Genomic DNA, 15,958 nt, shown 5'->3' with positions numbered 1-15,958 from the left:
GCGCAAGCTTGTGCATATCGCTCACGGTGTACTGAAATCCGGTAAGCCATTCGACAGTTCGTTTCTTATCGCTTGACTCGGATAACAGTATCTACAACTGTCGCGGGATGGGGGCGTCAAACGCCCCGCGATAGGAAAATCAGTGCCGAAGCTGATCGAGCTCCTGCTCGGTCAAGCCGGTGAGTTGCATCACGGTTTGAGGGTCGATGCCATTGGCCAGCATCGTGCGCGCGACCTACCGAACACCTTCGTGAATGCCTTTCTCCATGCCTTCCTGTCGGCCTTCTTGCCGCCCCTCTTGCCGCCCCTCTTGCCGACCTTCTTGCCGGGCAGCGTCGCGTAGTCTATCTGCAATGGTCATCACGGTCTCTCCATACTGTGGCGCAATGTGCGCCAATTCATGCAACAGGGCTTTCGGCTCGGCCGTATCGCCGGTCTGCAACATGTAATTCACCAGTGCCTCAACCTGCGTTTGGCTGCAGGTGCCAAGCCTCAATAGGAAACTGAGCTTGTCGATCAGTTCCATCATATCACGCTGGCGGATGTGTTTTTGCACCAACTCCAGCAGCGCCACGCGCTTATGTTGCAGGATTTGCTCGTCGGGGATCACGGTGACGTCGACCAGTGGGAAGGGTTGGTTATAGAGCCTGGACGCCAACTCCGGTTGCACGAACAAATCGAACCAATGGGTACTGTACGGATAAGGGCTTTGGCGCCCGTGATAGAACAGCAACGGCACCACCAGCGGCAAGGCACCGTGCCCTTTGAGTAGATGGCTTTGCATCGCCGCCAGACAATAGCGCATTAAGCGGAAAGCCATCAGCCTATCGGGCGTCGACTGATGTTCGATCAGGCAATAGACGTAGCTCGGTGCACCTCGTGTCTCGACCGAATAGAGGATGTCCGAGTAATAGGCGCTGAGGTCGGGTTCGATGAAGCTGCTGGGCTCCAAACGTAGCGTCGACAGATCGCATACGTCATGCAATGCCGGCGGTAGATGGATGTCGAGAAAATCGCGCGCCGTGTCCGGGTCGGATAGGAATTGCTTGAACACGGCGTCGTGCGGAGTGGCGGTGGGCATGAGGCGATGATAGTGGCCTCATGCTGGCAAAGCACGCCAGCGCGGCGCTAAGCGATACGCCCTAAGCTACCCGACGGTGTTGTCTCCATCATTCACAGAAAAAAAGCCACCGCCTAGGCGGTGGCTTAAATCTTCGAAAGTAGAGCTACTACGCAGTCTTAGAAGTGATGCACCATGCCGGCGTATACCATGTTCGACTTGTTGCTGTCGTCTTGCTGCAAGTTCTTCAGGCCATCGCTTTCGGTCAACTGTGCATAACCAACGTAGAAGCCGGTGCGCTTGCTCATGGTGTAGTCCAGTTCGAACGATACTTCGGACGCGCTGGTGGACAGCTTTTGGCCGTCAACGCTGATGTCTTGACGACGCGAGTACTCAGCTTGCGGCTTCCAATTGCCAATTTGATAGGCAACGTAGGTGCCCCAGGAATTGCCGCTCATGTGCGACGAGGAGTTGGAAATGCCATACAGCGTGGTGAAGCGGCTGGCTGCGGCTGCGGTGGTGTCGCCGTACAGCGAATCGTGGTTGAAGGTCAGGGCCACGGTCAGGTTGTCACCGTTGTAACCGCCTTCGATACGGCTGGTGGCACTGGTCTTGTCGTGGTTGCCGCCCTGATCCGGCTCAGCCAAGTAAGCAGCACCGACGAACAGGTTGGTCGCGGCATTGTTGTAGTTCACGTGGAAGCCGTACTGGCTCTTCACCGACTTATTATTGACAGTCGTTTCGCCAGCGGTGTACTGCAATTGACCGGAGATGCCGTTCCACTCCGGCATATCGTACTTGATCGTGTTCTTTTGACGACCGTCACCGCCGCTAAGGCTAAAGACCTTGCCGTATCCCGGGGTGGAGCCTTCTTCATACAGCGGGGTGTTGATGTTGCCGCCACCTTGCGCGCCCGAGTCACGACGCGGACCGTTCATATTGTCGGTCGATTCGGTTTCCAGCAGTACGTCGTTCAACTTGCCCATACGCAGTTGACCCAGCGTGTCGCTCTTCAGACCCACGTAGGTTTCGCGATTGCCGAGCGTGCCGGAACCAGAACCATCGGTAGCCACGCCGTCGGCGTTGAAGCCGTTGGAGATCTTCCACACGGTCTTCAGACCGTTGCCCAGGTCTTCCGTGCCGCTGAAGACGATTTGCGAACCGAAGTCATCGACACCCGTAGTACGGGCCGTGCTGGCGGCGCCACCGCCGGTACCGGCGTACTTGATCGAGTCGATGCCGACATTCAACGAGCCAGAAATGGTCACATCAGCATGAGCCAACACCGGCAGCGCTGCCGCTACCGCCATAACGAGAGAGAGTTTTTTCATTTTTTCGTTTTTCCACATTGTTATTCAGGGCCCCTGCGGATCGCGCAGGGAGCTGTCCGAGCCCGCATGCGAATCTGTGCACTGTCCGTCATGTCAGGTGGGTATGATTCTGTGTGTGCCTGATATTAGAGTCAATTAACATTGCCGACAGTCGGCTTTTCTCCCCCCCTCCCATGCTATCCAACCGGTGTAATTTTTCCGCCACAATATCCACCCTGCGTTTTTTGATAGCTAAACATTTGGAAACAAAAGAGAAATTTTTATGACAATTTCCTGAAACATTACAACAATGCGACAAGTTGTGTTGTAAAAAAGTCATAAACGCCCGCCCAATCCCCCTTAAGAAGACCTTTTCCGAGACATTTTCGTCGGCAAAATTCGCTGTTTTTACAACACATTTGCCACGCCGCCGCGCATACGGATGTCATTTTGTTATTGGTGATAAACAGAAGTTTTGCCAAAACCATCGCAATTGGTAATGCATTATGTTTTTTTACTGTCTGACAAAAAAACACCCCGACAAAGAATCGGGGTGTGGGTCGCCAAGAGGGATCGTTTGGCGTTAGCGGGAAACAGTCGACGGTACCGTCAGGTCCTTGTCGCTACCACTGGTCGAAACGAACGGCACCTTGCCGGCTTGCAGGCTAGCGATGGCCTGCTTGACCGCGTCCGCCGGGTTGGCGGACAGATCCACCTGGGTGGCGTGGCGGCTGTCACTGCCGGCGAGCGGCGAGCTCGTCACCGGGCCGCTCAGGGTGCTGCCGGCGGGTAGGGTCAGCGAGGCGCCGATGACGGTGCTGCCGCCTGTCACGGCGAGGTTGGCCGACTGGCTGGCGACCAGCGCGGCGGGGTGATCCGCCGCTTGGTGCTGTTGCTCGCTACTGTCGACGTGAACGCCGATCAGGTTGGCCGGGTCGGTCGCCAGTTGCTCGACGGTTTGGATCGCTTGATCCCAACCGCTCTTGGCGGGGGCTGGCTGCGTGTCGGGCGTAGCGGGTGCGGCGGGCGTTGTCGCTGCCGGGTAGTGGCCGTTGACGCTGACATCCACGGCAAGATGGCTGCTGTCGTTGCTGCTCAGGGTGCTGCCGACCGTCAGCTTGCCGCCGATGTTGCCGCTCAGACTAGAGCTATTGACCGTGCTGCCGCTGATGGCCGTATCGCCTTGGCTTTGCAGGCTCAGGCTGCCAGCGGCAATCTGGCTACCCTGCTGGTCGGCGGTGTTCGCGGTCGAGCGGTCGACCTTGATTTCGCCACCGCCCTGCCCGCTGCCGGTTTGCAAACCGCTGGCATTCAGGTTCAAGGCCACGCTCTGGCCGGTCTGACTACTGCTCTGGCTTTGCCCGCCGATGTCGAGACGACCGCCGGTGGCGCCCAGTGCGACCTGGTCGCCCTTGATCTGCTGATCGGCCAGGCTAAGGTTCTGCGCGGCCTGCAAGCTCACGTTTTGGCCATTGACGCTGCCGCCGACGGCGCTTTGCTTGTCGCTGGCATTCTGGCCGCCATTCACGCCCAGGCTGCCGCCACCGCCGAGCACCGCGCCCGCGGTGGTCATCGACAGGTTCAAGCTGCCGTTGCCGCCCGACTGGCTATCCTGGTGCTGGCTGCGGTCGCTGCCGGCCGCCAGGGTCAGGTTGCCGCCGCTGGTCAGGTTGACCGCGCCGTTGCCGCCGTTAAGGCTGGCGGCGGTCAAGCTGGCGTCGCCGGTCACGTTGATGCTGACGCCGCCGGCGCCCTTGATCTGGCTACCCAGGGTCTGGTTGCTGCTGTCTTGGCTGGCGGATTGGCTGCCGGCCGCCTTGACGCCCAGGCTCAGGTCGGCGCCGGTGACCGTGGCCGCACTCACCGATGCGCTGCCGCTGCCGTGTTGCTGGCTGGCCGTGCTGCTGTTTTGCGCCGCGCCCAGTTGCAACTGACCTGCCGTCAGGCTGACCTGTCCTTGGCTGGCGGTGTATTGGCCGCCCTGGTCGGTCAGCAGGCCATCGCTTTTCACGGCGATGCTGGCGCCGCTCATACTGGCGACCGTGGCGCTACTGGTGCTGGATTGCGCCTGATCGTGCTGGCCGCTGGCGACGATCTGTCCGCTGATGCCTGGCGTGCCCAGCCCCTTCAGGCTGTCCACGGCCCCCTTGAAGTCACCGTTTTTAACGGCCGTGGCGGCGCCGGATAGCGCTTGACCGACCTTGTCGTCGCCCAGGGGCTGGCCCTTGAGCAAGCCTGTCAGTTTGTCGACGACCGGATGGGCGATATCGCCCACTTGCAGGCCGGCACCGATATCCGCGTGCCACTGCGTTTCGCTGCTCTGACTGTTGCTGGTCGACAGGGCGGCAGTTTGCGCGATCGCGCCGGCGCTGACGGTCAGATTGCCGGCCGCGCCGATCTGGCTACCCTGGTTATTCAGCGTACCGGCGCCAATGCGCAAGTCGCCGCCGCTTTGCAGTTGGTTGACTTGGGCGCTCTGCGTTTGCGTGGCTTGCTGCTTGCTGTCGCTGCCGAAAGTGATCCCACCTCCGACGGTGTCCACACCGGCATTGACGTACAGTCCGCCGCCGCTGGTCGTCTGGCCATGGGTGGTGCTGACGTTGTTGTCGGCCGCGTTGAGACTCACGCGATCCCCCGACAACTGCAGGCCGCCGTTGCCGGCGCCGAGCGTCGAGCCGGTCAGCGTCAGATCGCTGCCGGCCTTGACTTGCAGGCTACCGCCGGAGAGTTGGCTAGCAGCCTGTGTGTCGCTCTGGCGGCTGTCGGTGGTGGTGACCTGCTGCAGGCCGAAGCCGGCGCGGTATTGCATATCGCCGGTGCTGGCGGCCTGGCCGGTCCAGCCGAGCGTTGTTTGCGTCTGGTTGCTGGCGCTATTGATGGTCTGGGTGCTGACTGCGAGGTTATTGCCGGCGCTCAGGTTGGCATTGCCCTTGGCGGCGACTTGGCTACCGGCGATGCGCAGATCGTTGGCGCTGTCGATGGTCAGGTCGACGTCGGAGCGCACGCTGGCCCCCACCTGCTGACCGGTGCTGCTGGTCTGCCGGTTGGCGGCGGTGGTGATATTGAAGACGCCGCCCTTGCGCGTGTCTTGGCTGGCGGTGTTGGTGCTCTGCGCGCCATCGATATAGACGCTGCCGCGCAGCGAGCCGGCATGGGCGCCGGCGCCGCCATGGATCTGGCTGGCGGTGATCTGCAAGTCGTCGCCGGCCGCCAAGTGGATGCCGCCTGCGGCATTCAGGCTGCTGCCCACCACCGTACTGGCGCTGGCGCTCTGGTCGTTGCGCGCGCCGCCGCCGATGCCGCCCCACCAGGTCTTGCTGTCCTGGCTCTGGCTCGACGTGTCGTTGCGCAGCAGACCGAGCGTCATCGCGCGTAGGGCGCCGACATCGGCGTTGCCGCCGCTCGTCATGCTCGCCCCTTGTGCGTTCAAGTCGCCATCGGCGCTGACGGTCAGGTCGCTGCCGGCATGAATGGTGGTGGTCTTGAGTACCCCGGCGTGGGTTTCGTTATGCCAACTGCCGGTCTCCAGCGCCGCGCCCTCGTTCTTGCGACTACTGCTGACCAAGCTGTCGTGCGCTTCCTGCGTACCGGTCAAGCGCAGATCGGCGCGCGAGGTCAAAGCGATCTTGCCGCCGGCATTAAGCGTCGCGGCCTCGGCACTCAGCGGGCCATTGGCATTGAGCGTCAGATCCTGTTTCACGTCGAACTGCGCGCCCGCGACGGTTTCGTCGCGGCTTTGCGTGGTCTGCTGGTGGCTCCATGAGTTTTTCCATTGCGACAGGCTGTCGCTCAGCGCCACCGTGCCCCGCTCGGTCGCCAAAGTAATCGACGTCGCGTCGATACTGGCCTGATTGGCCTTCACTTCGGTGGCCGACAACCTGGCCTCGCCATCGGCGTGGATGGTCAGTTGCGCCGCATCGATGCGCCCCGTCTGCAGGGTGTCGCTGACGCGATCGGTTTTGTGATCGGTTTCGCCGGTTTGCCAGATAAACCAGCTCTTGCTCTGGCTGGCGTCATGGCTTTCATCGTGAACCAGCGCGCCGTGCACATTGACCGAAGCGCCGGACAGACTGGCATTGCCACCCGCCTTGAGTTGTACCGCCGCCAGGTCGAGGCGGCCAGCACTGGTCAGGCTAACGCTGTCGTCGGCGGCGATCTTGCCGCCCATATTGACGCCGGCGCCTTGCGCCGTGTTCAGCACCGTAATGCGGCCGGCCTGCATGCCGCCGAGGAAGACGCTATCGAAGCTGGACGGCGCGCCTTCTTGTCGGGCGGTGACCTTGAGGTCGTCATAGCCGACATCGTTGCTACCCGCGATGGCGCGAATCGCGCTGCCGCCCTTGACCAGGGCGCGGGCGTCGATGCGCGGCGCGATCAAATCCAGCACATCGGCGCCGCCGATGCCGCTGGCGCCAATGGTCAGGCTGGCCGTACCGGCCGTACGCACGCCGGTCAGTTGGCCATTGGCGATAGTCGGCGTACCGACCACCAGCGAGGCGCGCGTGGTATTGATGAAGCCGCAACCGTTGCAGGTGATACCGTTCGGGTTGGCCAGCACAAAAGCCGCGCTGGTGCCGAAAATCTCTTGCTGGCCGAGCAGCAGCGACGGATTGCGGCTGACCACCTCGCCCAGGATCACGCTGGCGGCGCGACCGCCGAGCGCGGCATTGGCGCCCAGTTGGCCCGCCAGGGTCGATTGACCGGCCGCGGTGCTGTTGTTGAGCACGGCGCCGAAGCGATCGACGTTGTAATCGGTGAACTGGTTATGCGATAGACCCGCCGCGCTGGGGGCCACGATATTCACCACCTGGGCGCCGTTGGGCTGGGTGCTCACCGCCGGGCCATTGGCGCCGCCGGCGGACACGATGCCGGCCGCCATGCTGGCTTCTCCCAACAGAAATGCCAAGGCGATCGCCACCGAGACCTTGCCGGCCCCGGAGAGAGAGAACGCTCGTTCAATATGTCTATGGTTCATAATTTTCCTTATTTGCCCTTCCTCGTTACCAACACTGCCAAATCAATCGCGCCAGTACCTGTTTCGGTTCCGGCGCGAAACCCGCCGGCGCCTTGAGCGGCCGGCTGTATTCGATATCCAGCGACAGCGCATGCCAGGCGACAGCTAGGCCCACGGACATGCCCATCACCGTCTGCCATGGCGTCACGCCATCGCGCGGGAATTCGCGCCCAACATCCACGCCGAGGTGAGGCAACCAGGCGATGTCTTGTACGCGCGTGCGCCAGGACCAGGTATTGCGCCAAACCCAGCCGGTTTCTCCCGCCAGCGAGTTGTGGCGATAGCCCCGTACGGCGCCGTTGTCGGCCAGTTCCAGTTGTTCGATAGCCGGTAGCGGTTCGCGCGAAGCCTGGCCCTGCAGGGCGCTCTGCCATTGCCAAGGGCCAAACTGCTGCACCGACCCCAGCGAGAGGTTGAGCCGGCTGAACTGCGGGTCGGGTAAGGCGTCGTTTTGCCGCTCAGCGGCCGAGTCGGCGCCGAACCAGCGCAGCCCGCGCGTCAGCGACAGATCCAGCGTGACATTGCCTTGCGGCAGCAGTTGCAGACGGTTGTACCCCAGGGTCGCCAGCGTCAGCGTCGGGCTGGATAGCTGTTGCACTTCGCCCATGAAGCGGTTGCGCACCTGCTTGTGCGTCAGGCTGCCGTACAGACTGCCGATCTGCTGCTGATCGCGGCTAATCACCTGATCGAGCCGCGCGCTGCTTTGCAGGGTTTCGCCACTGAGCGGAATGACCTGCCCGGCGATGACGAGCGTATTCAGATAGTCCGACTGGGCATGGTTGAACGTCAGGGTGCGGTAGCCAAGGGGCAATTGGTACAGGAAGGCGCCATTGCTGCTGTGATGCGTGGCGGTGTCGTCAAGCGAAGCCTGCGCGTTCAGGCTCAAGAAATCGAAATGTCCGCTGGGATTGTCCAGCGCCAGGTTGCCGGTGGCCAGTAGCCGCCCGGTGCTATCGCTGCCGGTGTTGTCGAACGACAGTAGCGCATGCGGTACCGGCTGCTCGCTATCGCTCAGCACCAGCACCGACCCGCCGGTGGATTCGCCGGGGGCGATCGCCACGGTCGCCTGGCTGCTGGCCAAGCGGTTGGCCTGATCCAGCCCCTGTTCGATGTCGCGCAGGTTGAGCGGCCGGCCGGTCACACCGGGGAACAAATTGCCCGGCACCGCGCTGCCATCCGGGTGGCGAATCGCCTCGACCCGCCCTTCCTCTACCCGCAGTTCGACCGTTCCCTGTGCATCGACCGGCTGGACGTGCACACGCACGGCAATGTAGCCGTGAGCGACGTAGCGGGCAGTCAATGCGCGCACCAGCTCGTCGATGGACTGTGCCGACAAACAGTCGGTCGGCAACGGCGGCAGCGCGGCGCGATCCGCGCTATCGAGCAGCACGACGCCGGAGATGCGCAGGCTGCGAATCGGTAAACAGCGCGTATCGGCTTGCGCCGCGGGCGCCAGCGGCGCCTCGCCGGCGCCGCCGGGCATTTGCCGGCGCGCGTCGAGCTGTTGCTGCAGACGGCGTTCGCTATCCTGCATCAGCCGTCGTGCATCGAGATCCCCGGGCAGCGACGCCGCCCAGGCGGGCAAAAGCCACAATGCCAGCCCTATGGCTTTAACCCAAAAGCGCATTTATCACCAAACGATTAATTAAAGCGGTTTAATTTTAAAGATATATCGCAAGTGTGACGTTGGCCAGCAAATTATGTATTTGTATGAATGTTTGATGTAAAACTACGACAAACAGATAAAAAAGAAAGGCGCAACGTCGTAGACGTTGCGCCTTGGATCGGCGAGGGATCGGCGATTAACCGACGACAGAGCTTGCCAGCGCTTGATCCTGGCGATGCCGTTCGAGCGCCAGCTCGATCAAGGTGCTGATGAGTTCCCGGTAGCTGAGCCCGCTGGCTTGCCACAATTTGGGATACATACTGATGTTGGTGAAGCCAGGCAGCGTGTTGAGTTCATTGATGACCACCTCGCCCGCCGACGTCAGGAACACGTCCACACGCGCCATACCGCGGCAGTCGAGCGCCTGGAAGGCCCGGATGGCGACATCGCGGATGCGCTCATGGATGTCGGCCGGCAAGTCGGCCGGCGCGACCACCTGGGCGCCGGAGGCGCTGATGTACTTGGTGTCGTAAGCGTAGAACTCGTCGCTCAGCACGATCTCGCCGCAAACGCTGGCGCGCGGCTGGTCGTTGCCGAGCACCGCGCATTCGATCTCGCGCCCAACGATGGCCTGCTCGATCAGCACCTTGTGATCGAAACGGAAGGCGGCATCGAGGGCCTGCTGAAATTCGGCGGCGCTATGCACCTTGCTGACGCCGACCGACGAGCCCTGATTGGCGGGCTTGACGAACATCGGCAGTCCCAGCTTGGCCTCGATGGCGGCGTAATCGATCCGGCCGAGGTCGGCGCGCGTCAGGGTGACGAAGGGCGCCACCGCCAGACCGGCATCGCGCAACAAGCGTTTGGCCACGTCCTTGTCCATGCAGACGGCCGAGCCGAGCACGCCGCAACCGACGAACGGCAGGTTGGCCATGCGCAGCAGGCCCTGCAGCGAACCGTCCTCGCCCAAAGTGCCGTGGGCGATCGGGAACACCACGTCGACCTGTGCCAGCGGATTCGCCGTACCGGCCGCCAGCAATTGTCGCTGCTGTTCGCCCGGCACCAGCGCCAAGCCCTGCCCCGAGGGGTTGAGCGCGATGCGCGCCGGATCGTCGGCATGCGCCAGATAATCGCGCGCTTCGCTGATGTGCCAACGGCCCTGTTTGTCGATGCCGATCAGCAGCACCTCGAAACGCTCGGGGTCGATCGCCTGGGCGATGTTCTTCGCCGATTGCAACGACACTTCATGCTCGGCGGATTGACCGCCGAAGATCAAACCGACTCTCAGCTTGCTCATGCCCCGCCCTTAGTGACCGTTCTCGACCCACTCGATGCGCGCACCGAGCGAAACCAGGTTTTCCACGAAGCGCGGATGGGCACGGCGAATCGGCGTGGCGTTGAAAATCTTCGATTTGCCGTCGATGCTGGATGCCAGCATCAGTAGCGCGATGGCGACGCGAATGATGTAGGGGCTTTCCACTTCGGCCGGCACCAAGTGCTTGCCGCCGAAGGTCACTACCCGGTGCGGGTCGGAGATGAAGGCATGCGCCCCGAACTTGCTCAGTTCGGAGGTCCAGCCGAGTGCGCCGTCGTAGACCTTGTTCCAGAACATCATATTGCCTTCCGCACGCACGCCGAGCGCGATGAAGATCGGCAGCAGATCGACAGCCAGATAAGGCCAGGGCGCCGCTTCGACTTTTTGCAGCATATTGCGGGTGAACGGCTCCTTGACGCGCAAACCGTCGTCGACGAAGGCGCGCGACCAACCGTTCTCGTGCACCACGCGCACACCGAACTTGGCGAAGGTGCGGTCAATCAACGGGAAGAATTCCGGTGCGCCGTTCTTGACGACGATGTCGCCGCCGGTAATGGCGCCCAAGGCCAGGAAGGTGACCACTTCGTGGAAATCTTCGACAAAACTGAAGTCGATGCCGCCGAGCCGGTCGACGCCCTTGATGGTCAGGCGCGACGTGCCGATGCCGTCGATCTCAGCGCCCATTTGGCTCATGAAGCGGCAGAACTCCTGTACGTGCGGTTCGCAAGCGGCATTGGTCAACGTCGAGGTGCCGTCGGCCAGCGCCGCCCCCATGACGAAGTTCTCGGTGGTGGTCACCGAGGCGTAGTCCAGCCAGCAATCCTGCGCATGCAACGGTTGCGGTGCCTTGACCAACAGCATTTCCGTCCCGCGCAGTACTTCGGCGCCGAATCCCTGGAAGATTTCGACATGCGGGTCGATCTCGCGCACACCCAGGGTGCAGCCCTGTACGTCGTTCTCGATGCGAGCGCAGCCGAAACGCGCCAACAGCGGCGGCACCAGCATGATAGAAGAACGCATTTCTTCCGGCAGTCGGTTGTGGGCGATATCGAAATGGGTGTCGCGGTGATGGATGGTCAGCACGCCCTGTTCCAACTCGCCATCGATCTGGCTGCCCAGGTCGCGGAATACCGACAAAATCTTGCGCACGTCGGTGATGTCCGGCACGCCGCGCAGAGTCACCGGCTCGCGGGTCAGCAACGTCGCACACAGAATCGGCAACACCGCGTTTTTGTTGGCGGAAGGGGAAATACGGCCTTTAAGGGGTAGGCCGCCGTGGACCACAAGATCAGACATGCCGGTTGTCCTGGATGAGATATATGTTCGTTGGATGCAGCTAACCGCGCGCACAAAAGTGGGCCATAGGTTAGCAACCCGTAATATTAAATGATTTGGCACCGGCTGTGGCGTCATTACTGGTCGGTGCGGCGACATATTGTCGACGCACCGGGTAAGGCGGAATCAGAAAAGTTCGAGTTCGCCGACGCTATCGGCGGGCACTGTCGGACGTTGGTAGTGGAATTCGAAGCTTGCACCGGGTGTCAGGTGCAGGCTGCTGGTGAGCCAAAAGCGAGCATCGTCGGAAAAAGACACTTGATAGCTGCGCTTAAGCGCGGGCTTGAGCATATCGAAATGCGCCAAGCACTGCCGCTCCAGCGCCAACGGCGTCGACATACCGACATGGTGGAAGGCGTTGCACAGACCGCGATTGACCGAGCCGCAAATCATATTGGCCATCTCGCCGTGGGCGTCGGCCAAGGCGCTGCCGGACAACGGTACCGGGCTGCGCAACAACCGCGCCAGCGACGAACGTAGTGCCGCGCTGTCGTCGAAGTACAGCCAATTGACCAAGCGGAAGTGGTAACTGGAAATATTGAGCAAGATCAGTTCCTGCCGGTCGATCACGGGCAGCTTGTCGCCCAAGACGGTTACCCGGCTGGCGGCACCCTGCTCGTCCGGGCAGTTATCGTGCAAAGCCTGCAAATAGAGTTGGTCGAGCGCCTCGGCCGACGTGGAAGCGATCATGCGGCCTCCGGTGCGTCGAGTCGGGCGAACACCCGGTCGCTGGCGGAACGCAGGCTGAAGATCGCCGTGCGGATCATGTTGCCGCTGGCTTGCAGGTCCTGGAACGTGGTCGTGGTGATCAGGTCGTTGCGCTCCAGGTTTTTCTTGTATTCGCCCGACAGCTCGCCGGCGCCCTGCGCCAATGCGCGCACGCCGTCGGCCACCACGGCAAAGCCGCGACCGTGCTCGCCGGCGCGTGCCGCCTCGATGGCGGCGTTGAGCGCCAGCATCACCACGCTTTTCACGATGGTGGCAAAGCTTTCGTTCTGCTCTTTCAACCGACGATTGTTGGTCAGGATGGTCTGCATTTCGTCGTGCCAGCGTTCGACCGTCTGCACTAGGCCAAGCAGACGCGTCAATTCCTGCGTCAAGATGGCCTGTTCGCCGCGCAAATCGTCGCATAGCCGCTCGAAATGGCGGCTAAGTTGCTGTTCGCTTGCGGCCTGGGCCTCGACACGGGCGGCATCGATGCGCGCCAGCTCCCCCTGCGCGTCGGCCTCCCGGCTTGCCTGCCACTGTGTACGCTCTGCGGCGAATGCCGCCTCCTGCTCGGCGATACGCGCCAGATAGCGCGCCTCGATGGCGTCGACCGGCGCGCGATCTCGCAATTCGGCGATCAGACGATCGCGTTCCGCCACTTGTCGACGCAGGCGGCGCAAACGCACGCCATGCCATACACACAGAAAAACCACCAACGACACAAACAACACCAGCACAAGGCCGGCAAAAACGACATTCATAAAATATTTTCCGACAATCGATTCATCGCCCCGGCCTCAGCCGATCAGCTTCTTGAAGGTCGCCAGCACCGCCGGACCGTTGAATGGCTTGACGATCCAGCCCTTGATGCCGGCTGCGCGGCCGCGCTCTTTCATCGCCGGGCTGTTCTCGGTGGTCAGCATGATGACGCTGACCGTGCTGTTGTTCAGTTCGCCGCGAATCTTCTCGGCCATGGTCAGGCCGTCCATATTCGGCATGTTGACATCGCTGACCACCAGGCGGATGCCGGGGTTGGCGCGCAGCTTATCCAAGCCGTCCTTGCCGTCGACCGCCGGAATCACCGACAGGCCATTGGCCTTGAGGAAATCGCACACCTCGTTTCGGACGGTACTGGAGTCGTCCACCATGAGTACTTGGGCCATGACACAACCTCTCTAAAACAAATCGATCAAAAAAATTCGGGCTCGCCGACAGCCTTCCGGGCCGGAGCGGCATCCTCGATGCGCACGGCGTAGCTGTCCGGCAATGTCAGCACGGTCTCGAAGCGACGGAAGTCCGCGCCGGCCTCGTTATCCAGGAAGCGCAGGACAATCTGGCCGTTTTCGCGTTTGACGAACGACTGAACGGCGTCCATCCCTACCCCGCGCCCGGACACTTCGCTCACGCGCGCGGCGGTGGAGAAGCCCGGACGGAAAATCAACTGGGCCACGGCTTCGTCGCTCAGCACAGCGTCGGCGGCGATCAAGCCTTGTGCCTGCGCCCGCTCGCGGATGCGCCCCAGCGCCAGGCCGCGACCGTCGTCGCCAAGCACCAGGGTCAGCTTGCCGTCCGCCAATTGCAGACCGAGGCGCAGGGTGCCGGCGACCGGTTTGCCCAGCGCGACGCGTTCGTCCTCTGCCTCCAGTCCATGGTCGATCGCATTACGCAGCAAATGCATGAAAACGTTCTTCAATATGCCGGAGGCCTGGCTGCGGATGACGATGCCGTTGTCTTGCAGCACCACGTTCGGCACCGCCTTGCCCAGTTCGCGCGCCAGCGAAGGCAGCGAGTCGAGCACACCGGCCAGCATCTCGCGTAGCGGCTCGGTGCCGATGCGGTTGAACAAGGCGCACATGGCCTGATGCGCGGCGATCAGTTCATGCAGGTTGCCGGTGTTGACCTTTTCCAGACGGGCGAGCGTATCGCGGATCTGCTGGCGATCCACCAACAAGTAACGGTCGGCGCCGCCAGGCCGGCCAGGCCCCTTGCGTCCCAGGCTCACTTCGTTGATGCGGGCGTAATGCTCGACGGCGCCGCGCACCGACTCCAACTCCAATAGCAGCTGCGACTGATCCCAAGCGATGGCCGGTTGCGGCCGGCGCAAGTATTCGTAAGTCTGCTCCGCCTGATGCACGGTGTCGGTTAGATGCCCCAGGCCGTAAGTGCGGGCATTGCCCTTGATGGTGTGCAAGTTGCGGAACAACTGTGCGATCACCTCGCCGTTGCCGTTGGGGTGATCGCGCAGCAATTGCTCGCTGTCGGCGATGAACTTCAGCGCCCCGACGATGAAATCGTGGAATTTCTCCTGCGCCACCGCCAGGATTTCGCCGATGATGGCCAATTCGCGCTTTTGTTCGTTGGCTTCCGCCGCAAGCGCACGCAGTTCGGTCACATCGCGTACGCACAGCATCAAGCGCGCCACGGTGCCGTCATCGCCGGCGATGGCCGACCAGCTCAAATCCAGGGTCTTGATCCGGCCGCCAGGCAGCTGCTTGGTCAATTCGCCCACCAACAGATGCCGGTTGAAATCGAAATTCATGCTGTCCTCGCCGAGACAAGAGGCAATCGCCGCCTCGACTTGGGACAGCGCATCGGCCCCCAGGCCGGTGTCGGCGAACAGCAGCGCCATGATGTGGCGCCCGGCGATGTCGCGTGTTTCCAGAATGCTCTCCAGGTGCGCCGAGTATTCCGGGTGGATCGTGCCGCCCTCGACCAGGGTCAGGATCCCCTGCGGAATGTTCTGCAACATACTCTGGATGTCGCTGGTCTTCTGGCGCAGCAAAGCGGTGCGTTCCTCGATGCGCGCCACCATGCTGTTGAAGGCCATGACCGACTTGCCGATTTCGTCCTCGCGCTCGACGGCGACTCGGCGCGAGAAATCCTGGTTGTCGGCGATCTCGCTCATGGTCTGCTGCATGCGGCTGATCGGCCGCACGATCTGGCGATAGAGCAGCCAGCCCAAAGCCACCAACAACAGCAAGGTGGCGACGGTCACCAGCGACAGAGTGGTCAGAGTGCGCGCCAGGCTGCGCTGCAGCGCCTGGATGGCGTCGTCCTTGCTGCGCGTCTTCTCCACGCGCAAGGTGGCGACGATCTGTTGCAGGTTGTCTTGATATTGCTGTACGCCGGCGGCGAAGGTGGCGGCCGCCATATCGTTCTGGCCGACCTGCTTGAAGTGGGCGGTCGCGCCGATGGCATCGAAATAGTTGTCGAGCACGTCTTGCGCCTGCACCACCAAGCCGCGCTGCACGTCGTTGGCGGCCAGGCTGGCCTGCAAGGCGAGTTGTGCTTTCAATGCCTGTTCGCTGGCGCCCAGTTGTTCATGGGCCTGCGCCAGCAAACGCTCGTCGCTGGCCTGCAGAATATTCATGGTGGCGAGCTGCACGTCCTTCAGGGTCGAGACCAGGTCGGACGAGGCCAAGGCGCTGGGCACCGCCCCTTCGGTGACCGAGCGGACCGCTCGCGCGTTGGCGTCGGCCTGCCAGATCGCGTAGCCGCCAATGGTCAGAATGGCCAGGAAACTCGCCAGCACCAACAATGCGATTCGACTGCGGATAGTCACGTTCGGCCTCGCGGTGTTCGGGGTTTAAAGAAATCGTGTGGCAATGCC

Annotated in this window: 8 protein-coding genes and 2 pseudogenes; all 10 read right to left on the bottom strand. The window is 62.1% G+C overall.

Going from position 1 to position 15,958, the window contains the following annotated elements; genetic code table 11:
• Positions 1-139: 139 nt before the first annotated feature.
• A pseudogene (locus DFP86_RS05380) lies at positions 140-1,081 on the bottom strand (Rpn family recombination-promoting nuclease/putative transposase).
• A gap of 158 nt (positions 1,082-1,239) precedes the next feature.
• Positions 1,240-2,391 carry a porin gene (locus tag DFP86_RS05375; RefSeq protein WP_166642161.1) on the bottom strand — a complete coding sequence of 384 codons (1,152 nt, stop codon included), beginning with the start codon at positions 2,389-2,391 and terminating at the stop codon, positions 1,240-1,242.
• 562 nt (positions 2,392-2,953) lie between these two features.
• Entirely contained in the window at positions 2,954-7,345 is a 4,392-nt protein-coding gene (locus DFP86_RS05370) for a hemagglutinin repeat-containing protein (protein ID WP_133678976.1), read from the bottom strand.
• 25 nt (positions 7,346-7,370) lie between these two features.
• Positions 7,371-9,011: a ShlB/FhaC/HecB family hemolysin secretion/activation protein gene (locus DFP86_RS05365; RefSeq protein WP_133678975.1), complete on the bottom strand. Its 1,641-nt coding sequence runs from the start codon at positions 9,009-9,011 to the stop codon at positions 7,371-7,373.
• Positions 9,012-9,186: 175 nt separating this feature from the next.
• Entirely contained in the window at positions 9,187-10,287 is a 1,101-nt protein-coding gene (ddlA, locus tag DFP86_RS05360) for a D-alanine--D-alanine ligase (protein WP_133678974.1), read from the bottom strand.
• 9 nt (positions 10,288-10,296) lie between these two features.
• Positions 10,297-11,601 carry a UDP-N-acetylglucosamine 1-carboxyvinyltransferase gene (locus DFP86_RS05355; protein WP_133678973.1) on the bottom strand — a complete coding sequence of 435 codons (1,305 nt, stop codon included), beginning with the start codon at positions 11,599-11,601 and terminating at the stop codon, positions 10,297-10,299.
• Positions 11,602-11,766: 165 nt separating this feature from the next.
• The gene (locus DFP86_RS05350; protein WP_133678972.1) at positions 11,767-12,330 is read right to left on the bottom strand and encodes a hypothetical protein; all 564 of its coding nucleotides are present in this window, start codon (positions 12,328-12,330) and stop codon (positions 11,767-11,769) included.
• Positions 12,331-12,505: 175 nt separating this feature from the next.
• A pseudogene (locus DFP86_RS19815) lies at positions 12,506-12,677 on the bottom strand (methyl-accepting chemotaxis protein); the annotation flags it as partial.
• 468 nt (positions 12,678-13,145) lie between these two features.
• On the bottom strand, positions 13,146-13,511 hold the full coding sequence (locus tag DFP86_RS05340) for a response regulator (protein ID WP_133678971.1): 366 nt from the start codon (positions 13,509-13,511) through the stop codon (positions 13,146-13,148).
• 26 nt (positions 13,512-13,537) lie between these two features.
• Positions 13,538-15,910 (bottom strand): HAMP domain-containing protein, encoded by a 2,373-nt coding sequence (locus DFP86_RS05335; RefSeq protein WP_133678970.1) that lies wholly within the window; start codon positions 15,908-15,910, stop codon positions 13,538-13,540.
• Positions 15,911-15,958: the final 48 nt, after the last annotated feature.

Origin of the sequence: Paludibacterium purpuratum (genome assembly GCF_004363805.1) — a bacterium.
GTDB classification, from domain to species: domain Bacteria; phylum Pseudomonadota; class Gammaproteobacteria; order Burkholderiales; family Chromobacteriaceae; genus Paludibacterium; species Paludibacterium purpuratum.
The sequence above is the reverse complement of the archived record's forward strand: the minus strand, read 5'-3'. Positions and strand labels throughout refer to the sequence as shown.

What these genes read in the sequence shown, in the direction of transcription:
- DFP86_RS05375 (WP_166642161.1), bottom strand. Translation starts at nt 2,391, where the DNA reads ATGAAAAAACTCTCTCTCGTTATGGCGGTAGCGGCAGCGCTGCCGGTG.
- DFP86_RS05370 (WP_133678976.1), bottom strand. Translation starts at nt 7,345, where the DNA reads ATGAACCATAGACATATTGAACGAGCGTTCTCTCTCTCCGGGGCCGGC.
- DFP86_RS05365 (WP_133678975.1), bottom strand. Translation starts at nt 9,011, where the DNA reads ATGCGCTTTTGGGTTAAAGCCATAGGGCTGGCATTGTGGCTTTTGCCC.
- ddlA (WP_133678974.1), bottom strand. Translation starts at nt 10,287, where the DNA reads ATGAGCAAGCTGAGAGTCGGTTTGATCTTCGGCGGTCAATCCGCCGAG.
- DFP86_RS05355 (WP_133678973.1), bottom strand. Translation starts at nt 11,601, where the DNA reads ATGTCTGATCTTGTGGTCCACGGCGGCCTACCCCTTAAAGGCCGTATT.
- DFP86_RS05350 (WP_133678972.1), bottom strand. Translation starts at nt 12,330, where the DNA reads ATGATCGCTTCCACGTCGGCCGAGGCGCTCGACCAACTCTATTTGCAG.
- DFP86_RS05340 (WP_133678971.1), bottom strand. Translation starts at nt 13,511, where the DNA reads ATGGCCCAAGTACTCATGGTGGACGACTCCAGTACCGTCCGAAACGAG.